This is a genomic window from Nocardioides sp. NPDC059952 (assembly GCF_042730435.1).
Lineage (GTDB): Bacteria > Actinomycetota > Actinomycetes > Propionibacteriales > Nocardioidaceae > Nocardioides.
In genome coordinates, this window is the sequence record NZ_JBHWLY010000049.1 from 22,930 (window position 1) to 42,997 (window position 20,068).

Consider the following 20,068-nt stretch of genomic DNA (forward strand, 5'->3'; position numbering starts at 1 on the left):
GAACGTGTTCTAATCTGGACACGTGTCCAGCGCAACCAGCAGCCGCCAAGCGGAGACGGCCGAGCGAGTCTTCGCTGCCGGCTTGGAGGAGCTGCGCGAGGTCGGCCACGAGGCACTGACCATCCGTTCGGTCGCCGCGCGGGCCCGGGTCTCCCCGGCCACGGCCTACACCTACCTCGCCTCCAGGAACCACCTCTTCGCCGAGCTCTTCTGGCGCCATCTGGCCCAGGCGCCGGCGGTCGAGGAGACCGGATCCCGCGCGGACCGGGTGCAGGCAGCCGTACGCAGCCTGACCACCCGGATCGCGGAGGAACCGGCGCTCGCGGCGGCGGTCACGCCCGCGCTGCTGGGCACCGACTCCGCGGTCGAGCGGCTGCGGCTGCGGATCGGGGCTGAGTTCGCGGCCCGGTTCGAGGCGGCGCTCGGTGACGGTGCGGCCGACGCCGAGCGCGAAGCCCTGCTGCTCGCCTTCTCCGGGGCGCTGCTGCAGGCGGGCATGGGCCTGATGACCTACGACGAGATGGCCGACCGGCTCGCCCCGGTCGTCGCCGTGATCGTCGGCGAGGAGTGAGATGACCAGCACCACCACCGAGATCTTCGACCCCTACGACTACGACTTCCACGAGGACCCGTACCCGGTCTACGCCAGGCTGCGGGACGAGGCGCCGCTCTACTACAACGCCTCCGACGACTTCTGGGCGCTCTCCCGGCACGCCGACGTGCACGCCGCGGTGAAGGACGACGTCACCTTCTCCAACCGGATGGGGGTCTCGCTCGACGCCAGCGCCTGGAACGCCGACGCCCATCGGGTGATGTCTTTCCTGGCTCTCGACGGCAAGGAGCAGACCCGGCTGCGGAAGCTGGTCTCGGCGGGGTTCACGCCCCGTCGTGTCCGTGAGCTGGCACCGCAGATCCAGGAGCTGGCCGACCACTACCTCGACGCGCTGGCCGAAGGCGGGGCCGAGCCTGGGGCCGAGGTGGACTGGATCGCCGGGCTCGCCGGCAAGCTCCCGATGGACGTGATCTCCCAGATGATGGGCGTCCCCGTCGCCGACCGCGACGAGGTGCGCCGCCTGGCCGACCTGGTGGTGCACCGGGAAGACGGCGTACGCGACGTGCCGGAGGCCGGGATGACGGCCGCGCTGGAGCTGATCGGCTACTACGCCGAGATGGTCGCGCAGCGGCGCAAGCAGCCCAGCGAGGACCTCACCTCGGCGCTCATCGAGGCCGAGGTCGGCGGGGACCGGCTGGTCGACCACGAGGTGATCGCATTCCTGTTCCTGATGGTCGTGGCGGGCAACGAGACCACCACCAAGCTGCTCGGGAATGCGCTCTTCCACCTCGGCGCCCATCCCGGTCAGCTCGCCGAGGTGTTCGCCGACCCGGGCGAGAGCGCGCTGGTGGGCTCGTGGATCGAGGAGACGCTGCGCCACGACACCTCCAGCCAGATGCTGGCCCGCTACGTCGCCTCGGACGTCGAGCTGCACGGCCAGGTCGTCCCTGCCGGTTCGAAGCTGCTCGTCCTGCTCGGCTCGGCCAACCGCGACGAGCGCGTCTTCACAGCACCGGACGTCTTCGACGTCCACCGCCCCTCCGACGAGCTCGGCAGGATCATGAGCTTCGGCGTCGGCCGGCACTTCTGTCTCGGCGCCAACCTCGCCCGGCTCGAGGCCAAGGTCGTGCTGGCGGAGCTGGTGCGGCGTACGTCCGGGTTCGAGGTCCACACCGACCGTGCCGTCCGCGTGCACTCCACGAGCGTGCGCGGGTTCGCCGAGCTGCCTGTCACCTTCGGCTGGAGGGTGCGATGAGCGGGGCGAATGCTCACCGAGATACCTCGGTCGGCAATCACCTCCTTCGCGGAGTTCCGCGAAGTCAGTGCGCGTTCGCCGAGGTACCTCGGTCAGCATCCAGGGAGGACGCATGAAGTACGCACAGCCTGACCGCCGCCCGGCGGTGATCACCGGCGCTTCGTCCGGGATCGGCGCGGAGACCGCGAAGGCGCTGGCCGCGGCCGGCTTTCCGGTCGCGCTCGGTGCCCGGCGGGTCGAACGGATCCAGGAGGTCGCCGCGGCGATCCGGGCCGACGGGGGAGAGGCGGTCGCGCACCCTCTGGACGTGACCTCCGACGACGCGGTGGCCGAGTTCGCCGCGAAGGTGGCCGCGGACCTGGGCGACGTCGAGGTCCTGGTCAGCAACGCCGGCGTCACCCACCCAGGTGCCACGGTGGACGTGGACACCGCGACCTTCGCGGGGCAGGTCGACATCAACCTGCTCGGCGCCCACCGCGTCCTGCGCGCCTTCGGGCCCGGGATGATCGAACGGCGACGCGGCGACCTGGTCTTCCTCTCCTCCGACGTGGCGCTGAGGCCGCGACCGTTCATGGGGGCGTACGCAGCCTCCAAGTGGGGCCTCGAAGGCATGGTCAACGCGCTCCAGATGGAGCTCGAGGGCACCGGGGTTCGAGCCTCGATCGTGCGACCTGGCCCCACCCACTCCGACATCGGCAACGAGTGGCCCGCCGAGCTCGGCGGGTCCGTGCTGGAGCAGTGGGTGAAGTGGGGGCTGGCCCGGCATCCGCACTTCCTCAAGGCCCGCGCGCTGGCCGACGCGATCACGACGGTCGTGACCGCTGCCCGCGGAGTCCACATCAGCACCATCGACGTCAACCCCGAAGCCCCTGTGCAGGAGGCACGATGACGATCCCCACCGTCTCCACCGTCCTGGACGACCAGGACCCGAGCGTTCCCGAGATCATCCGCGGCACCGGGCACCTGCCCGAGATGCGGGTCGACCCGATCTCGCTGTTCACCCGCGTCCGCGAGGAGTGCGGAGACCTCGGGCGCTTCCGCCTCGCCGACAAGGACGTCGTCCTGGTCACCGGGGCCGAGGCCAACGAGGCCTTCTTCCGGGCACCCGACGACGTGCTCGACCAGGCCGCGGCGTACCCGTTCATGACGCCGATCTTCGGCAAGGGCGTCGTCTTCGACGCCTCGCCGGAGGAGCGGCAGCAGATGCTGAAGAACCAGGCGCTGCGCGGCGACATGATGCGCGGGCACGCGCAGACGATCGAGGCCGAGATCCGCCGGATGATCGCCGGCTGGGGCGAAGAGGGCGAGATCGACCTGCTCGACTTCTTCGCCGAGCTGACCATCTACACGACCTCGGCGTGCCTGGTCGGGAAGCCGTTCCGCGAGGAGCTCGACGCGTCCTTCGCCCAGCACTACCACGAGCTGGAGCACGGCACGGACGCGATCGCGTACGTCGACGCCTACGCCGACATCGAGAGCTTCCGGATGCGCGACGCCGCCCGGGAGAAGCTCGTCGCGCTGGTCCAGGCGATCATCGACAAGCGAGTCGTGCGCGGCAAGGTCCCGCGCGAGGAGCGCGACCTGCTCGACGTGCTGATCTCGATCGACATGGACACCGACACCATCACCGGGATCTTCATCTCGATGATGTTCGCCGGCCACCACACCTCCTCGGGGACCGCGTCGTGGGCGATGATCGAGCTGCTGCGGAACCCGTCGGTGATGGCGGACGTCGTGGGCGAGCTCGATGAGCTCTACGCGGACGGCTCGGAGGTCTCCTTCCAGGCGCTGCGCTCGATCCCGGTGCTCGAGGCCGCCTTGAAGGAGACGCTCCGCCTGCACCCGCCGCTGATCATCCTGATGCGGCTGGTGCGCGAGGACTTCGAGCTGCTCGGAGAGACCATCCCGGCCGGCACCCTGCTGGCCGCCTCGCCGCGGGTCTCCAATCGGATCGAGGCCGACTTCCCGAAGGCCGATTCCTTCGACCCGAGCCGCTACATCGATCCGCGCCAGGAGGACATGCAGAACCGCTGGACCTGGATCCCGTTCGGCGCCGGCAAGCACCGCTGCGTCGGCAACGCGTTCGCGATGATGCAGATGAAGGCGATCTTCTCGGTCATCCTGCGCGACTACTCGTTCGAGGCGGCACAGCCGCTGGAGTCCTACGCCGACGACTTCACCAAGATGGTGATCCAGCTCCAGCAGCCCTGCCGCGTCCGCTACCGGCGGCGGCCCGTGGGTGGTGGCAGAGCATGAAGCTCGTCGCCGACCTGGGGCTGTGCCAAGGGCACCAGGAGTGCCTCGCCGAGGCGCCGGAGCTCTTCGGCTTCGACGACGACAGCTACCAGGTCGTCGTACGCATCACCGAACCGTCCGAGGAGCAGCTCCCCGCCGCACGTGCGGCGGTCAAGTACTGCCCTGCTTTCGCTCTCACCTTGGAGGACTGACATGGACCGCACCGCGATCGAAGGGCTCTGGGCCGACTGGCTCAGCCTTAACCGTAAAGCAGAGGCTGAGGGTGATTGGGGGCAGCTGGCCGACGTCTATGCCGAGGACGCGACGTACGGCTGGATGTACACCCCCGACGAGCACTTCATGGCGGTCGGCCGCGAGCAGATCCGGGAGTGGGCGCTCGGCACCGAGATGGCCGGGCTCGAGGGCTGGCACTACGACTACCAGGCGACGGTCATCGACGACGTCAACGCGATGGTGATCGGCTTCTGGCGACAGCGCGCCGGGATCGTCGACGACGCGACCGGGGAGGAGTACGAGATCCTCGGGATCGGCGGCTCTTGGTTCGGTCTCGCGCCGCGCCCTGACGGTGATGGGCTCGAGTTCGCCTGGCAGCGCGACTGGTTCGACCTCGGCTCCACCGCGACCACCTTCCTCGACATCGTCAAGGCCAAGAAGGCGACCGCCGGGCTGCTGGAGCGGATGTCGCTCAACGGGATCGAGCAGCCCGGCCACTACCGCCTCGCCGACCTGCCCTCGACCGTCTGGCCGCCGCCCGTCGCGGCCGGAACCTTCGTGACCCAGGAGTCCGTGTGACCACCAGAGAACCCACCAACCCGCCCGCCCAGCAGCTCGTCGACGGCAAGCTCGGCGCGGCGAGCTCCGGCGAGACGTACGCCATCCTCAACCCGGCCACAGGGCAGGAGATCGGGCGCGCGCCCGACTCGACGGCCGAGGACATGGACGCCGCCATCGCCGCCGCGCGCAGGGCCTTCGACGAGACCGACTGGTCGACCGACGTGGCGCTGCGGGTCCGGTGCCTGCGTCAGCTCCATCAGGCGATCCTCGACAACGCCGAGGCGCTGCGCGAGCTGACCACCGCCGAGGTCGGCGCGCCCGCTTTCCTGGTGGCCGGGCCGCAGTTCGACACCCCGGTCGAGACCCTGGCGTGGACGATCGACCTGGCCGAGTCCTACGAGTGGGAGCGCGACCTGGGCGTCGGGGTCACGATGGGGATCTCCTCGCGCCGCACCGTGCGCAAGGAGGCCGTCGGGGTCGTCGCGGCGATCACGCCGTGGAACTTCCCCAACCAGATCAACCTGGCCAAGGTCGGCCCGGCGCTGGCCGCGGGCAACACGGTGGTCCTCAAGCCCGCCCCCGACACCCCGTGGCTGGCCGCGGAGCTCGGCCGTCTGGTCGCCGAGCACACCGACATCCCGCCGGGCGTGTTCAACGTCGTGACCCCACGCGACAACCGGGTGGCCGCGATGCTGGCCGAGGACCCGCGGGTCGACCTGGTCTCCTTCACCGGATCGACGGCCACCGGCCGGGCGATCATGGCCGCCGCGGCGCCCAGTCTGAAGAAGGTCTTCCTCGAGCTCGGCGGGAAGTCCGCGGCGATCGTCCTCGACGACGCCGACGTCGCCTCGGCCGCCTCGATGGCGGCCTTCTCGGTGGCCGTCCACGCAGGTCAGGGCTGTGCTCTGACCACCCGTCTGCTGGTGCCTCGCGCGTCCTATGACGCGGCCGTCGAGTCGGCCGCGGCGACGATGGCCTCTCTCGGCGCGGGCGACCCCGCCGATGCCGGCACCATCTGTGGCCCGGTGATCTCCGCGGTCCAGCGCGACCGGATCCTCGGCTACCTCGCGCTCGCCGAGGAGGAGGGTGGCCGCATCGCCACCGGCGGCGCGGTCGCGGTCCAGGACGGCGCGCTCGCCGGTGGCTTCTGGATCCAGCCCACCGTCGTCGCCGGCCTCGACAACTCCGCCCGCGTCGCCCGCGAGGAGATCTTCGGCCCCGTGCTCACGGTGATCCCGCACGACGGCGACGACGATGCCGTACGCATCGCGAACGACTCGCCCTACGGCCTCTCCGGCTCCGTGGAATCGGGGTCGCTGGAGCGCGCGAAGTCGGTGGCCGCCCGGATCCGCACGGGCACGATCGGCGTCAACGGCGGCCAGTGGTTCGGCCCCGACGCGCCCTTCGGCGGCTACAAGCAGTCCGGCCTCGGCCGGGAGATGGGTGTCGAAGGCTTCGAGGAGTACCTCGAGACCAAGCTGGTCGCGGAGCCGGCATGAGCACAGGAGAGACCATGAGGTTCACGGACAAGGTCATCGTCGTCACCGGGGCGGCGCAGGGGATCGGGGAGGCGTACGCCAAGGGGTTCGCCGCCGAGGGCGCTGCCGTCGTCGTCGCCGATCTGAACGAGGAGAAGGGGCAGCAGGTCGCCAAGGAGATCGAGGCGGCCGGCGGTGTCGCGAGATTCATCCGCTGCGACGTCTCCGACCACGCCTCGGCGGCCGCGCTGGTCGCCGAGACGACCGAGGCGTACGGCGGGATCGACGGGCTGGTCAACAACGCCGCGATCTACGGCGACATGGCCTTCGACCTGCTGATCACCGTCGACTGGGACTACTACGAGAAGTTCATGAGCGTGAACCTCAACGGTGCGCTGGTGATGACCCGCGCCGTCTACCCGGCGATGCAGAAGCGGGGCGGCGGGGCGATCGTCAACCAGTCCTCCACCGCCGCCTATCTCTACTCCGGCTTCTACGGACTGGCCAAGGTCGGCATCAACGGCCTGACCCAGCAGCTCGCCCACGAGCTGGGCGGGATGAACATCCGGGTCAACGCGATCGCGCCGGGGCCGACCGACACCGAGGCGACCCGGACCCAGGCCGGTGACGCGGCCAAGGAGATGACGAAGCAGATGGCGATCAAGCGCCTCGGCACCACCGAGGACATGGTCGGGACCGCGAAGTTCCTCCTCTCCGAGGACTCCTCGTGGATCTCCGGCCAGATCATCGCCGTCGACGGTGGCGGGACGTTCCGGTTGTGAACGCCGCGCCGAGGACACGCGCCGGCTTCGTCGGGCTCGGCAACATCGGCAAGCCGATGGCGCTCCAGCTCGCCGGCACGGACGGGATCGAGCTGTGGGTGCACGACATCGCACCCGAGCCCGTCGCGGAGCTGAGCGCTGCGGGCGCGAAGGCGACCGCCTCGGTCGCCGACCTGGCGACCGCGGTCGACGTGCTCAGCGTGATGGTGCGCGACGACGACCAGGTGCGCCACGTGCTCGCCGAGGTGCTCGCCGCCGCCGGCGACCGGCCGGAGGGTGCCCCGCTGACGGTCCTCGTGCACTCCACGGTTGCCCCGAAGACCCCCGCCGAGCTGGCCGCGACCGCCCAGCCGCACGGTGTCCACGTGCTCGACGCCCCCGTCTCCGGCGGCCCGATGGGAGCCGCCGAGGGCACCCTGGCGATCCTCGTGGGCGGCAGCCCCGAGGCGTACGCAGCGGCCGGCCCGGTCCTGGCGGCGATGGGCACCAAGGTGGTCCACGCCGGCGAGATCGGTTCCGGGACCAGGTTCAAGCTGGCCCGCAACCTGCTCCACTTCGCCTCCTTCACCGCAGCCACCGAGGCCCAGCGCCTCGCCGAGGCTGCCGGGCTGGACCTGGTGGCGCTCGGCGACGTCGTCCGCCACACCGACGCGATCACCGGTGGACCGGGTGCGATCATGCACCGCGACACCACCGCGCCGATCGAGGAGACCGACTTCTGGCACGGCGTCTTCGGCCACGTGGCCGCACTGGGGGAGAAGGACCTCGGCTTCGCGATCGCCCTCGCCGACGAGCTCGGCGTCGAGGTGCCGCTCGCCCGGCTCGCGCGCGAGCGGTTGGCGCCGGGTCTCGGGTTGTCCGGATCCGGCCCGGCAGAACCGGCGGAGGACAAGTTCGCCGACCTCCCCGAAGCCCGCGCTCGAGGGCTGCGCAAGATGGAGGAGGTCTACGGCTTCGACATGGCCGACGGCGAGGGCGACTTCTTCCGCTACACCGCCGACCATCTCTTCGGGGACATCTGGCAGCGCCCGGGCCTGACCACGCGCGACCGCCGGCTCCTGCTGATCGGCCTGCTCGCCGGCCAGGGCGCGGCGGACGTGCTCGGGATCCAGATCCCCGCGGCGTACGCCAACGGCGAGCTCGACGAGGACGAGCTGCGCGAGATCGTCGTCTTCCTGAGTCACTACGCGGGATGGCCCAACGGTGCCAGGATGAACACGGTCGTCGAGGAGGCGATCGGCAAGGCCCGGAGGGCGGCCCAGAAGAAGGTGGAGCGCTCATGACGTACGTCATCACCCAGTCCTGCTGCAACGACGCCTCCTGCGTCGAGGTCTGCCCGGTCGACTGCATCCACCCCGGCCCCGACGAGCCGGGGTTCGGCGCCGCCGAGATGCTCTACATCCACCCCGACGAGTGCATCGACTGCGGCGCCTGCGAGGACGCGTGCCCGGTCAGCGCGATCTTCCCGGACTACGAGGTCCCCGACGCCTTCGCGCCCTACGTCGACATCAACGCCGCCTTCTTCGAGTTCACCGGCGAGCAGGACGAGCCCGCGCCGCTGCCGCCGGCCGGCGCCAAGATCCCCGGAGGCCCGCTCAAGGTCGCAGTGGTCGGAGCCGGCCCCGCAGGCTGGTACGTCGCCCAGGAGCTCGCCGCCACCCGCCGCTGTGACGTCGAGATCACCGTCATCGACCGGCTCGCGACCCCGTACGGCTTGGTCCGCTACGGCGTCGCGCCGGACCACCTGGACACCAAGGAGGTGGCCGAGGACTTCGCCAAGACGGCCCGCCACCGCCGGGTGCGCACGCGCTACAACGTCGAGATCGGGCGAGACGTCACCCACGAGGAGCTGCTCGGCGCCCACCACGCGGTCGTCTACACGACCGGCGCGGGCGAGGGTCGCAGCCTCGGCCTGCCGGGGGAGGAGCTGCCGGGCTCGACCTCGGCCGCGGAGCTCGTCGGCTGGTACAACGGACATCCCGACCGGGCCGCGCTCACCTTCCCGCTCGCCCACGAGCGCGCCGTCGTCATCGGCAACGGCAACGTCGCTCTCGACCTGGCCCGGCTGCTGCTGGCCGACGAGGAGGCGCTGACGTCCTCCGACCTGGCTCCGGCCGCGCTCGCGGCGCTGGCCGCCAGCGGCATCCGCGAGGTCGTCGTCACCGCCCGTCGTGGCGCCGAGCACGCCGCGTTCACCAGCCCCGAGCTGCGGGCGCTGGCCGACGACCCAGGCATCGACGTCGTGGTCGACGAGGCCGACCTCGCCGGACTTCCGACCGAGGACGATGTGGCCGAGCGCACCGCCGGCACCTTCGCCGCGGTCCAGAAGGCCGACCTGCTCCGCGACCTGGCCGCCCGGCCGCGTACGAACGCCGCGAAGCGGCTCGTCCTCCGCTTCGGCCTGACGCCCACCGAGATTCTCGGCGCCGACACCGTCACCGGCGTGCGCTTCGGCGGCGGCGAGGAGATCGAGGCCGGCCTGGTCGTTCGCGCCACCGGCTACCGCTCCGTAGGGGTCGATGGTGTCCCGAACGAGAAGGGCAGCGGCCGCTTCCCGCACGAGGCCGGCCGCGTGATCGGGACCGAGGCCACCTACACCGCGGGCTGGGCCAAGCGCGGCCCCAGCGGTGTGATCGGCACCAACCGCGCCTGCGCCGCCGAGACCGTACGCACCCTCCTGGACGACCACGCCGCCGGCTCGCTCGCCGCCCCCGCCGGAGAGTCCCTCGACGACCTCCTGGCTGAGCGCGGGGTGATCGTCGTCGACCAGGCCGGCTGGAACACGCTCGACACCCACGAGCGCGAGGCCGGCAAGGAGATCGGCCGACCCCGCGCGAAGGTGACCGACCGCGAGGAGCAGGTGCGGATCGCGGCGCTTGCCCGCGTTTGACCCTTGTCCGCGTTTGACCCTTGTCCGTTGGGGATGTCTGCAAGAGTGGGTGGAAACCGATCCTCGGGGAAAGGCACTCGATGTCAGGCAGCGAATACAAGGACTGGAACCAGTCGATCATCGACGAGTTCCGCTCGAACGACGGCAACGTCACCTCGGTGCCGTTCGGGCGGGGGCTCGTGCTCGTGCACCACACCGGGGCCAAGACCGGCAAGGAGCGCGTCTCCCCGGTGGCCAACCTCCACCCGGACGCCGACACCTGGCTGATCGCCGCCTCCAAGGCCGGCGCACCGGAGAACCCGGCCTGGTACCACAACCTCCTGGCCTACCCGGAGACCAAGATCGAGACCCCCGATGAGGGCGTCGTCGAGGTCGAGGTCACCGAGCTGAAGGGCGCCGAGCGCGACGCCGCCTGGGAGCGGTTCAAGGCGATGAGCCCGGGCTTCGGCGAGTACGAGGCCAAGACCGACCGGGTGATCCCGGTGCTCGCGCTGCGAAGGCGCTGAGCCTCAGACCGGTGTGATCGGCAGCGACCGGCGCGGCTCGAAGGCGAAGTCCGCGCCGGTGCTGAACCGCACCACCGCGACCTCGGAGGCCTCGGCGGCGGGCTCGGCGCGGCGTACGACCTCGGCCCGCCAGCCGTCCTCGAGAGCGGTCACCTCGACGTCGAGGTGAGGGTCGAGAGACTGCACCGCGGCCCGGAGCGGAACGAACCATTCCGGCCCGATCAGCGAGACCCAGGCACCGTCCTCGTCGGCAGGGGAGGGCCGCACGACGAGCGCGTCGGCATCTGCCTCGACCGCGACGTAGGCAGCGGGGTTGAGCATCGGATGGAGCGCGAGCAGCCGCACCGCTCCCTTGACGTCCGGCGGCAGCGAGAGAGCCCGGGCGAGGCGTGAACCGGCGATGCCGGCGACCCCGACCAGCTGCTTGCGGCGGATGTCGAGGAGCTGCTCGGGAGAGGTCGCCCGGGGCTCCAGGGCGAGCGTGAAGCCACGGTCGAGCAGCGCCATCTGCAGGCAGACCTCGTCGGCGATCCGCACCAGCGCCGAATGGGAGAAACCGGCCAGATCGAGATCGGCGAGGAGCGGTCCGGCGTAGTCGGCCGCGCCGTCATCGGCAGGATCGATCGGCGCCAGCTCGAGCAGCGCCGCCCGGGAACGCTCGTTGACGGCCAGCTCCGCGATGGCCTGCGCCTCCGGGTGGGAGTCGTCGATGACCACGGTCCAGCGGCAGTGCGGTGTCCGGCCGGCCGGCATCCGTGGCGGCCGGTGGACCGGGCGCACCTGGGCGCGGGGGTGCGTCGCGATGGCGGTGGCGTCGAAGGTCGGGTCCTCGATGTCGTGGCACATGCCGCGGACGTACTCCTCGCCCATCGGCTCCACGTCCATCAGTGCGCCGCAGTGGTCGAGGTGGAACTCGCCGTGGCGAGCGTCGTGGACGGTGTAGCGGAAGTCCATGAACTGCGGCGGCGCACCGATGTCGAGCTGGAGGCCCTTGAAGATGGTCGGTACGTCACCCTGGCCCGGCACAGCAGGCGCATACCCCAGCGCGACCTGCATCCGCCGGGTGTAGATCGGCGAGGCCGCGGCCCACTCCACGATCGCGATCCGCAGCATCTCCTCACGCCCGAAGGCGGAGATGCACCACGCCATCCCGGAGCGGTCGATCAGCTGGCCGATCAGGAGGAGCTCGCGGACGACCTCGGCGAGCTCCTCCCTGGTCAGGTCTGTGTAGCGGGACCGGGCTGACGGGGTCAACGGATGCGGAGCTTCCGCATCCAGCGCAACGACGTCTGCATCTGCTTGGCGTAGTCGTCGAAGGTCTGCTTGCCCTGAGGCCCCATGACCTGCTTCTTCAGGGTCGCGACGTTCTGGGTCTCGGTGTACTTCAGCAGCCCCTGGTCGCCGTGCCGGGCACCGACGCCGGACTGCTTCATGCCGCCGGACGGGGTCGACTTCGAGGCGTACGCGGTGGCCAGGCCGTCGTTGATGTTGACGTTGCCCGACTCGATCCGCGCCGCGATCGCCTGAGCGCGCTTGAAGTTCGTGGTCCACACCGAGGCGTTGAGCCCGTAGTCGGTGTCGTTGGCCAGCTCGATCGCCTCCTCGAGCGTCGAGTAGCGGTGCAGCGAGACCACCGGCCCGAAGGTCTCGGTCACCCCGTGGATCATCTCCTTGGTGGTGCCCTCCAGGATGGTCGGCTCGAAGAAGGTCGGCCCGACGTCGGGGCGTGCCTTCCCGCCGGTCAGGACCGTGGCGCCCTTGGCGACCGCGTCCTCGACGTGCGACTGGACCCGCGCGAGATGGTCGGGGGAGACCAGCGCGCCCAGGTCCGGCCCGAAGGCGTACGCCGCCTCGATCCGCATCCCTTCGACGGCGGCCACGAACTTGTCGCGGAACTCGTCGTACATCGCATCGGGGATGTAGATCCGCTCGATGTGCATGCAGATCTGGCCGGTGTTGCCGAAGACGGCGAACATCGAGCCGTCGACGGTCTCGTCGATGTCGGCGTCGTCGAGGACGATCATCGGGTTCTTGCCGCCGAGCTCGAGGCAGGCGCCGATCAGGTTGCGCCCGGCCTGCTCGCCGATGACCCGGCCGGTGGCGGTCGAGCCGGTGAACATCGCGTAGTCGACGTTGTCCAGCATGGTCGGCCCGACGTCCGGCCCCTCGCCGCAGACGACCTGGAAGAGCCCCTTCGGCAGCCCGGCCTCCTCGAGCAGCGAGATCCCGAACAGCGGCGAGAGTGCGGTCTTGTTGTCGGGCTTGAGGAGCACAGCGTTGCCGGCCATGAGCGCCGGGATCGCATCGGAGAGACCGGTCGCGAACGGGAAGTTCCACGGCGCGATGATCCCGATCAGGCCCCGCGGCGGGTGGCGCTCGATCGAGCTCGACAGCACCGGCATCATGCCCGGACGCTTCTTGTCCTTGAGGAGCTTCGGCGCCCGCTTGAGGTAGTGCGAGATCACCATGGGCGGGTCGCAGACCTCCTCGAACGCGATCCGGCGGGCCTTGCCCGACTCGGCCTGGATGAGGTCGGCGATCTTGTGCTGGTTGCGCAGGATCAGCTCGTGGGCGCGCTTGAAGACGGCCAGCCGCTCCGGGAGCGGGGTCGCCGCCCACGCGCGCTGGGCAGCACGCCCGGCCTCGGCGGCCCGCTCCACGTCGGCCGGTGACGACTGCGGCAGCGCCACCAGCACCTCACCGGTGTAGACCTCGGTCAGCTTCCAGGACGCACCCGTCGAGGACGGGACCCGGGAGACCAGCTCGCCCAGCAGCTCCTCGGTGATCCAGTCGGGGCGGCGTACGCCTGCGGTCTTCGCGGTGTCAGTGCTCATGTCTGAGTCCGATCAGCTCTCGTCGAGGATGCTCTATGAATTGTCGTCAAGGACGAAGGTTGCGCAACGGTCACCGATCATGACCGCCGGAGCGTTGGTGTTGCCACCGATGATGGACGGCATGATGGAGGCGTCGGCGACGCGGAGGCCGTCGATGCCGCGTACGCGGAGCTGCGGGTCGACCACGGCCCGCTCGTCGACGCCCATCCGGCAGGTGCCGACACCGTGGTAGATCGAGGTCGCCCGGTTGGTGACCTCGTCCTTCATCGCCTCGGCGTCGAGGGCCTTGCCGGGGTGGATCTCGGACTTGACCTGGTCGCCGAAGGCCGGGGAGGCCATGATCCCGCGGATCATCTCCACGCCTTCGAGGAGCACGCGCTTGTCGTCGGGTTCGGCGAGGTAGTTGAAGTCGATCAGCGGCTCGGCCGCCGGGTCGGCGTTGCGCAGCCGGAGCGTCCCGCGCGAGCGCGGGTAGATCAGCGACGACATCACCGTCAGCGCGGCCCGCGGGTCGACGTCGTGGCGGACCGGCGCGTCCTGGTTGGGGGAGGGGTAGGCCCAGGGAAGGACGTGCAGCTGCAGGTCGGGTACGTCGGTGGCCAGCGAGGTGCGTACGAAACCGACCGTCTCGAAGACGGTGTGCCCGAGGATCGACTTCCCGACGGTCTGCTCCTTGAGGACCGCCTTGCCGAAGTAGCCGGCGGTGCCGTGGTGCAGAGCCGTCGGCATCTCCCACGTGGTCGGGACGAACATGTGGTCGTGCAGGTTGTCCCCGACCGGCAGGTCGTGGAGCGCGGTGATGCCGTGCTCGGCGAGGTGGGCGGAATGACCGATTCCGGAGAGCATCAGCAGCTGTGCCGAGCCGAAGACGCCCGCGGAGACGATGACCTCCTGGGAGGCCGAGATCGTCTGAGGACCCTGTTTGGTGACGATCTCGACGCCCGTCGCCCGCCCGTTCTCGATCACGATCCGGGAGACGTGCACCCGGGTCAGCGTGGTCAGGCTGGGCAGGTCCTGGTCGTGGAGATAGCCGCGGGAGGCCGAGTAGCGCAGCCCGTCGATCGCGCTCTGCTGGAAGGTCGAGACGCCCTCCTGCTCGGCTCCGTTGTAGTCGTCGAGCACCTTCACGTCGAGGGTCTCGGCGGCTGCGCGCTGGAAGGAGAGTGACGCCTCCGTCGGCCGCGGGTGCTTCATGACCTTGATCGGCCCACCCGTGCCGCGGTAGTCGGTGCCGCCGCCCTCGTAGTCCTCGACCCTCCGGTACGCCTCGTTGACCGAGTCCGCGTCCCAGCCGGTGTTGCCCTCGGCCGCCCAGGCGTCGTAGTTGGCCCGGTTGCCCCGGACCCACAGCAGGCCGTTGATGGAGGAGGAGCCGCCGAGCACCTTGCCGCGGGGCTGGGGGAGCTCGCGGTTACGGGCGTGCTGCTGGGGGACCGTGTGGTAGCCCCAGTCGACGAGCTTCTTCAGCCGCGGCTCGGCGTGCATCGGGCCGATCATGCCCGGCTTGGTGACCAGGTAGTTGTGCTTGTCGTTCTTGCCCGCCTCGAGCAGGATGACGGACTTGCCGGCCGCGGCCAGGCGGCCGGCGACGGCACAACCGGCGGAGCCTGCGCCGACGACGACGTACTCGGCCTCGGTGACCTTGGACTTGGGCACGATCAGATCCTCTCGATGATCGTCGCGGTCGCCTGCGCGCCACCGGCGCACATCGAGACCAGTGCTGTGGACGCGTCGCGGCGCTCGAGCTCGTGCAGCGCCGCGGTGAGCAGGCGGGTGCCGGTGGAGCCGACCGGGTGGCCGAGCGCGATCGCGCCGCCGTTGACGTTGATCTTCTCCTCGGGGACCTGGTGCACCTTGGCCCAGGACATGACCACGCCGGCGAAGGCCTCGTTGACCTCGGCGATGTCGATGTCGCCGATCGTCATCCCGGTGTCCTTCAGCGCCTTCTCGGTCGCCTGGACGGGGCCGTCGAGGTGGTAGTAGGGGTCGGAACCGACGAGGTTGGAGGTGACGATCCGGGCCCGCGGGGTGAGCCCGAGGGAGGCGGCGACGTCGGAGTCCATCAGCAGCAGGGCCGAGGCTCCGTCGGAGATCTGCGAGGACGTACCGGCGGTGTGGGTGCCGCCCTCGAGCACCGGGCTCAGCCCGGCGAGCTTGTCGAGGGAGGTGTCGCGGATGCCCTGGTCCTCGGTGACGGTGCGTACCTCACCGGTGAGGTTGCCCTCGTCGTCGAGCATGGGGGCCTCGACGGCGAAGATCTGGCTCTTGAAGCGGCCGGCGTCGCGCGCCTGGCGCGCCTTGACCTGCGACCAGAGCCCGAACTCGTCGACCTCGTTGCGGGAGAACCCGCGGTCCTTCACGATTCGGTCGGCGCCCTCGAACTGGTTGGGCAGATCGATGTTCCAGTCAGCGGGACGCGGATCGCCGGCTCCCTGGGGGACGTTGGCGCCCAGCGGGATGCGTGACATCGACTCGATGCCGCAGGCGATGCCGACCTTGATCTGGTCGGAGGCGATCATCGCGTTGATCAGGTGCGTGGCCTGCTGAGCCGAGGAGCACTGCGCGTCGATGACCGTGGAGCCGGTGTGGATCGGCAGCCCGGCGTGGAGCCAGGCGCGGCGGACCATGTTGTTGGACTGCTCTCCGGCCTGGGAGACGCAGCCGCCGATGACCTGATCCACCAGGTCAGGGTCGAGACCGGCGCGCTTGAGCACCTCGACCTGGGCGGCACCGAGCAGGACGCCCGGGTGCAGACCCGCCAGCCAGCCCTTGCGTTTGCCGATAGGGGTACGGACGGCTTCGACGATGACGGGCGTGCCCATGGAACCTCGCTCTTCAGGGGTATCGACAAGTCGCTGGTGCGCGGCCGCCCACGGCCACGCCTGATGACGTGACACCGGTTACACTCGATTGTCCCAAAGTAGAACGTGTTCTCGTTTAGCGCAACCCTTGTGTGATCCTGGGCACTGTGTGACGATAAACTAGAACGTGTTACAGAAAAGACCTCGAAGGAGCACACCCGTGACCGCTCTCCCCGTGGATTTCGATCCGACTGATCCCGTGCTCAACGAGGAGCGCGTCCCGCTCCAGGAGTTCATGGAGCTGCGACGTACGGCTCCGGTCTTCTGGATCGAGCAGAAGCCCGAAGCACGAGCAGGGTTCCTCGACACCGGCTTCTGGGCGGTCAGCAAGCACGAGGACATCCTCGCCGTCTCCAAGGACAGCGAGAACTTCAGCACCAACGAGAACGGCGTCATCATCCGGTTCGCGCCGGACATGACCCGCGAGCAGGTCGAGCTGCAGCGCGCGATGCTGATCCACCACGACGCGCCCGACCACACCAAGCTGCGCCAGATCATCAGCCGCGGATTCACCCCGCGCGCGATCAACGCCCTCAAGGAGCGCCTGATCGAGCGGGCCAACGGCATCATCGACGACGCGCTGGCCAAGGGTGAGGGCGACTTCGTCTCCGAGGTCGCCGCAGAGCTCCCGCTCCAGGCCATCGCCGAGCTGCTCGGCGTCCCGCAGGAGGACCGCCGCAAGCTCTTCGACTGGTCCAACCAGATGCTCGCCTACGACGACCCGGACTACGACGCCGACCCCGAGGCCGCCTCGATCGAGATCCTGACGTACGCCATGATGCTGGCCGCCGAGCGCAAGGCCGACCCCAAGGACGACATCATCTCCAAGCTCGTCAACGCGGAGATGGAGGGCGGCGCGCTGGGCGATGACGAGTTCGGCTTCTTCGTCATCCTGCTCGCGGTCGCCGGCAACGAGACCACCCGCAACGCGATCTCCCACGGCATGCAGGCCTTCTTCGAGAACCCCGACCAGTGGGAGCTGTGGAAGAAGGAGCGGCCCGACACGATGGTCGACGAGGTGATCCGCTGGGCGACCCCGGTGACCGTCTTCCACCGCACCGCGATCAACGACGTGGAGGTCGGCGGCCAGCTCGTCAAGGCCGGGCAGCGGGTCGGGCTCTACTACGCCTCCGGGAACCATGACGAGGAGGTCTTCGACGACGCCGACACCTTCGACATCACCCGCGAGCACAACCCCCACCTCGCCTTCGGCGGCCACGGCGCCCACTACTGCATCGGGGCCAACCTGGCTCGGATGGAGGTGCGGATCATGTTCGACGTGATCGCCGACCGGATGCCCGACCTGAAGCCCAACGGCACGCCGCGCCGCCTGCGCCACGCGTGGATCAACGGCATCAAGGAGCTTCCGGTCACCTACGCCTGACGGCCAGCACGATCTAAGGAATCACCACGTTGGAGAAGTGGGGCCGGCGGAACGGATAGTTCCCCGGCACCCACTTCTTCAGTGCTTCGTGGACCACCTCGTAGAGCCCCTGCTGATAAGCCTCGGTGGTCACCCACCAACTGACGTCGACGTCGTACGTCGCCAGCTCCTCGCTCAGCTCCTGCCGGACGCCCAGCGGGTAGAGATAGGCGCACCCGACGTAGCCGAGTCCGGACGTCTCCAGGACGTAGGAGAACGACTTGTTCTCCTTCCACTCGCCCTCGTGCCAGACCAGGTCGATGTAGTCGTCCTCCTCCGACGTCGGCCCGTCCGGCCACCCGCCGCCCCGAGTCGCGTTGATGAGCTCCCGGTCGGCGTTGATCGCTCGTACGTCATCTGCCAGGCACTCGCGCGACAGCGGCCGCGCCGTCAGCTCGCCGTGGGTGAGCACCTTCGGCGCCTCGAACCCTTCGGGGACGACGAGCAGCTTGCTGAGCCCTGCATACTCCATGGCACCGCACGCTATCTGAGGCCGTGGTTCAGATCGACAGAACGGGCGTGGCGCGTCAGCGCATGATCGCGACGATCTTGCCCTGGTTGTCGCCGCTCGCGAGACGTGCGTACGCGGCCACCGCCTCGCTCAGCGGGAAGGTGCTGTCGATGGCGGGCGTGACGACGCCGCTCGTCACCAGCGCGGTGATCGCCTCGAGGTCTGCGCGCGACTGGGGCACGACGAGTACGCCGACGTCCTTGCCGGTGCGTGCCTTGATGAGCGGGCGGGCGGGCAGGGCGGCGAGCAGGATCCGGGTCGAGCCGCCGACGATCCGGTAGGTGCCGCCCGGGCGCAGGGCGCGGTGGACGCGGAAGGGGGAGCGGTGAGCGACCAGGTCGACGATCAGGTCGTAGCGTTCGCGGTGGTCGGCGTGATCGGCCCAGTCCTCGGCCTCGAAGTCGACGGTGGTGCTCGCGCCGATCCGGTGCAGGAAGTCGGCCTTATCGGCCCGGTCGACGGCGGTGACCTCGGCGCCCCGGGCTTTGGCCAGCCCGATGACGAGCGGTCCCCCCGCACCGCCTGCGCCGTTGACCAGCACCCGGTCGCCCGGATGCACTCGTCCTTCGATGGCGCGCCAGGCGATGCAACCGGCCTGCGGGATGGAGGCGGCTTCGACGTACGTCAAACCGGACGGCTTGCGCGCGAGCAGCCGCGGCTTCGTGGCGACATACTCGGCCAGCCCGCCGCGGTAGCCGGCCAGCTCCCCGAAGACCTCGTCGCCGACGGAGAGCTCGCTCACCTCCCGCCCTACCGCTGAGACCACACCCGCGATGTCGGATCCGGGCACCGGCCGCCGGGGTCTGCGCAGGCCGCCGACGCGCGAGTAGAACGGCGAGCCGGCGAGGTTCTCCCGGTCGGACCCGTTCAGTGAGCAGGCATGGACCTCGACCAGCACCTCATCGGCGGTCGGCTCGGGCACCGGGAGATCAGCCATCTCGACCGCGTCGAGCCCGCCGTACGTTCTCTGGGTCAGCGCCAGCATCGCCGCCTCCTGTCTCGCTGAGCAACGCTAGCGGGTCAGTCGCGGAAGTGCGGTGAGCGCTTCTCGTTGCGCGCGGTGACGGCCTCCTCGAAGTTGCCGGTGAGGAGGCGGACCAGGAGCTGGCCGAGGCCCTCGCCGTGCATGTGCTGCTCGAAGCCCGCAGCGCTCTGCGCGTCGATGAGCGTACGTTTCGTGAGCTCGACGCCCGGGCGGCTCCATCGGGTGATGGCGCTTGCCGTTTCCAGGCAGCTCTCGATCAGCTCGTCGTCGGGTACGACGCGGGACACCAGGCCGGTGAGCGCGGCCTCGTCGGCGTCGATGTCGCGTCCGGTCAGCATCCACTCCGAGGCGCGGGAGGAGCCGACGGCGCGGGGGAGCAGGTAGGAGAGCCCCAGCTCACTGGCGGTGAGGCCGTTGTTGATCCCGGCTGCGCGGAAGTACGCAGACGACGCGGCCACCCGGATGTCGCAGGCCAGCGCCAGGCACAGCCCGCCGCCGATCGCGGCGCCGTTGACCGCCGCGATGACCGGCTGATGCATGGTGCGGAGGGTGAGGATCAGGTCCTCGAGGATCTCCATCGCCCGCAGTGCCACCGACACAGCGGTGAGCCCCTCGATCCCCGGCATCCGGCCCTTCTCACCGCTCTGGTCCGCACCGGAGCAGAAGCCGCGCCCGGTCCCGGTGAGGATCACCGCACGCACCGAGTTGTCGGCCGAGATCTCCTTGAGTTGAGCGACCAGCGGCACGATCACGTCGAACGCCATCGAGTTCATCCGCTCCGGCCGGTTGAGCCGCACCACCGCGACGTCCTCGGTCGGGTGCTCCATCTCGACGTACGTCATCTCAGAACTCCTTCAGCACACGTCGAGTCGGCTCGTCATGACGCGCCGACTCGACGAGGTCAGTTGGTCGGGGGCTGCGAACCCACGACCCCAAACGAGGAGAACAGCGACCCGCCGG

General features: G+C 69.9%; 19 protein-coding genes. 12 read left to right on the forward strand and 7 right to left on the reverse strand.

Annotation, left to right across the window (positions count from 1 at the left end):
• Positions 1-22: 22 nt before the first annotated feature.
• From ACFV9G_RS20470 to ACFV9G_RS20520, 11 genes are all read left to right on the forward strand, one after another.
• Entirely contained in the window at positions 23-571 is a 549-nt protein-coding gene (locus ACFV9G_RS20470) for a TetR/AcrR family transcriptional regulator (protein WP_378729375.1), read from the forward strand.
• Position 572: 1 nt separating this feature from the next.
• Positions 573-1,808, forward strand: a complete 1,236-nt coding sequence (locus ACFV9G_RS20475) for a cytochrome P450 (RefSeq protein ID WP_378729376.1) — start codon at positions 573-575, stop codon at positions 1,806-1,808.
• 112 nt (positions 1,809-1,920) lie between these two features.
• Positions 1,921-2,697: an SDR family oxidoreductase gene (locus ACFV9G_RS20480; RefSeq protein WP_378729377.1), complete on the forward strand. Its 777-nt coding sequence runs from the start codon at positions 1,921-1,923 to the stop codon at positions 2,695-2,697.
• Positions 2,694-4,064, forward strand: a complete 1,371-nt coding sequence (locus tag ACFV9G_RS20485) for a cytochrome P450 (protein ID WP_378729378.1) — start codon at positions 2,694-2,696, stop codon at positions 4,062-4,064. Before ACFV9G_RS20480 ends, ACFV9G_RS20485 begins: the two co-directional genes overlap by 4 nt.
• Entirely contained in the window at positions 4,061-4,255 is a 195-nt protein-coding gene (locus ACFV9G_RS20490; protein ID WP_378729379.1) for a ferredoxin, read from the forward strand. Before ACFV9G_RS20485 ends, ACFV9G_RS20490 begins: the two co-directional genes overlap by 4 nt.
• Position 4,256: 1 nt before the next feature.
• Positions 4,257-4,856, forward strand: a complete 600-nt coding sequence (locus ACFV9G_RS20495) for a hypothetical protein (protein ID WP_378729380.1) — start codon at positions 4,257-4,259, stop codon at positions 4,854-4,856.
• Positions 4,853-6,337 (forward strand): aldehyde dehydrogenase, encoded by a 1,485-nt coding sequence (locus ACFV9G_RS20500; RefSeq protein WP_378729381.1) that lies wholly within the window; start codon positions 4,853-4,855, stop codon positions 6,335-6,337. Before ACFV9G_RS20495 ends, ACFV9G_RS20500 begins: the two co-directional genes overlap by 4 nt.
• 14 nt (positions 6,338-6,351) lie before the next feature.
• Entirely contained in the window at positions 6,352-7,098 is a 747-nt protein-coding gene (locus ACFV9G_RS20505; protein WP_378729382.1) for an SDR family oxidoreductase, read from the forward strand.
• The gene (locus ACFV9G_RS20510) at positions 7,095-8,381 is read left to right on the forward strand and encodes an NAD(P)-binding domain-containing protein (protein WP_378729383.1); all 1,287 of its coding nucleotides are present in this window, start codon (positions 7,095-7,097) and stop codon (positions 8,379-8,381) included. The genes ACFV9G_RS20505 and ACFV9G_RS20510 overlap by 4 nt, the downstream gene beginning before the upstream one ends.
• Entirely contained in the window at positions 8,378-9,988 is a 1,611-nt protein-coding gene (locus ACFV9G_RS20515) for an FAD-dependent oxidoreductase (protein ID WP_378729384.1), read from the forward strand. Before ACFV9G_RS20510 ends, ACFV9G_RS20515 begins: the two co-directional genes overlap by 4 nt.
• Before the next feature lie 80 nt (positions 9,989-10,068).
• A complete protein-coding gene (locus ACFV9G_RS20520; RefSeq protein ID WP_378729385.1) occupies positions 10,069-10,494 on the forward strand; it encodes a nitroreductase/quinone reductase family protein in 426 nt (141 codons plus the stop codon).
• A 3-nt stretch (positions 10,495-10,497) separates the two neighbouring features.
• Here ACFV9G_RS20520 and ACFV9G_RS20525 read toward each other — a convergent pair whose 3' ends face one another.
• From ACFV9G_RS20525 to ACFV9G_RS20540, 4 genes are read right to left on the reverse strand one after another with little or no spacing between them, the layout of a single operon-like run.
• On the reverse strand, positions 10,498-11,748 hold the full coding sequence (locus ACFV9G_RS20525; RefSeq protein ID WP_378729386.1) for a hypothetical protein: 1,251 nt from the start codon (positions 11,746-11,748) through the stop codon (positions 10,498-10,500).
• Entirely contained in the window at positions 11,745-13,328 is a 1,584-nt protein-coding gene (locus ACFV9G_RS20530; protein ID WP_378729387.1) for a succinic semialdehyde dehydrogenase, read from the reverse strand. The genes ACFV9G_RS20525 and ACFV9G_RS20530 overlap by 4 nt, the downstream gene beginning before the upstream one ends.
• 33 nt (positions 13,329-13,361) lie before the next feature.
• The gene (locus ACFV9G_RS20535; protein WP_378729388.1) at positions 13,362-14,984 is read right to left on the reverse strand and encodes a GMC family oxidoreductase; all 1,623 of its coding nucleotides are present in this window, start codon (positions 14,982-14,984) and stop codon (positions 13,362-13,364) included.
• 2 nt (positions 14,985-14,986) lie between these two features.
• Positions 14,987-16,150, reverse strand: a complete 1,164-nt coding sequence (locus ACFV9G_RS20540; protein WP_378729389.1) for a steroid 3-ketoacyl-CoA thiolase — start codon at positions 16,148-16,150, stop codon at positions 14,987-14,989.
• 199 nt (positions 16,151-16,349) lie between these two features.
• Here ACFV9G_RS20540 and ACFV9G_RS20545 point away from each other — a divergent pair, with 199 nt between their 5' ends.
• Positions 16,350-17,573, forward strand: coding sequence for a cytochrome P450 (locus ACFV9G_RS20545; RefSeq protein ID WP_378729390.1), 1,224 nt, complete (start codon positions 16,350-16,352; stop codon positions 17,571-17,573).
• Positions 17,574-17,586: 13 nt separating this feature from the next.
• Here the strand turns inward: ACFV9G_RS20545 and ACFV9G_RS20550 are convergent, their stop codons facing one another.
• The 3 genes from ACFV9G_RS20550 to ACFV9G_RS20560 are packed head-to-tail and all read right to left on the reverse strand — an operon-like array spanning position 17,587 to position 19,950.
• Entirely contained in the window at positions 17,587-18,084 is a 498-nt protein-coding gene (locus tag ACFV9G_RS20550) for a GNAT family N-acetyltransferase (protein WP_378729391.1), read from the reverse strand.
• 55 nt (positions 18,085-18,139) lie between these two features.
• On the reverse strand, positions 18,140-19,108 hold the full coding sequence (locus ACFV9G_RS20555; protein WP_378729392.1) for an NAD(P)-dependent alcohol dehydrogenase: 969 nt from the start codon (positions 19,106-19,108) through the stop codon (positions 18,140-18,142).
• A 35-nt stretch (positions 19,109-19,143) separates the two neighbouring features.
• Positions 19,144-19,950, reverse strand: coding sequence for an enoyl-CoA hydratase (locus ACFV9G_RS20560; RefSeq protein WP_378729393.1), 807 nt, complete (start codon positions 19,948-19,950; stop codon positions 19,144-19,146).
• Positions 19,951-20,068 lie beyond the last annotated feature (118 nt).

Bases quoted from the DNA above. Each gene is read 5' to 3' on its own strand.
- ACFV9G_RS20540 (WP_378729389.1), bottom strand. From the start codon at position 16,150: ATGGGCACGCCCGTCATCGTCGAAGCCGTCCGTACCCCTATCGGCAAA.
- ACFV9G_RS20475 (WP_378729376.1), top strand. From the start codon at position 573: ATGACCAGCACCACCACCGAGATCTTCGACCCCTACGACTACGACTTC.
- ACFV9G_RS20480 (WP_378729377.1), top strand. From the start codon at position 1,921: ATGAAGTACGCACAGCCTGACCGCCGCCCGGCGGTGATCACCGGCGCT.
- ACFV9G_RS20495 (WP_378729380.1), top strand. From the start codon at position 4,257: ATGGACCGCACCGCGATCGAAGGGCTCTGGGCCGACTGGCTCAGCCTT.
- ACFV9G_RS20505 (WP_378729382.1), top strand. From the start codon at position 6,352: ATGAGGTTCACGGACAAGGTCATCGTCGTCACCGGGGCGGCGCAGGGG.
- ACFV9G_RS20515 (WP_378729384.1), top strand. From the start codon at position 8,378: ATGACGTACGTCATCACCCAGTCCTGCTGCAACGACGCCTCCTGCGTC.
- ACFV9G_RS20550 (WP_378729391.1), bottom strand. From the start codon at position 18,084: ATGGAGTATGCAGGGCTCAGCAAGCTGCTCGTCGTCCCCGAAGGGTTC.
- ACFV9G_RS20555 (WP_378729392.1), bottom strand. From the start codon at position 19,108: ATGCTGGCGCTGACCCAGAGAACGTACGGCGGGCTCGACGCGGTCGAG.
- ACFV9G_RS20520 (WP_378729385.1), top strand. From the start codon at position 10,069: ATGTCAGGCAGCGAATACAAGGACTGGAACCAGTCGATCATCGACGAG.
- ACFV9G_RS20530 (WP_378729387.1), bottom strand. From the start codon at position 13,328: ATGAGCACTGACACCGCGAAGACCGCAGGCGTACGCCGCCCCGACTGG.
- ACFV9G_RS20560 (WP_378729393.1), bottom strand. From the start codon at position 19,950: ATGACGTACGTCGAGATGGAGCACCCGACCGAGGACGTCGCGGTGGTG.
- ACFV9G_RS20485 (WP_378729378.1), top strand. From the start codon at position 2,694: ATGACGATCCCCACCGTCTCCACCGTCCTGGACGACCAGGACCCGAGC.
- ACFV9G_RS20490 (WP_378729379.1), top strand. From the start codon at position 4,061: ATGAAGCTCGTCGCCGACCTGGGGCTGTGCCAAGGGCACCAGGAGTGC.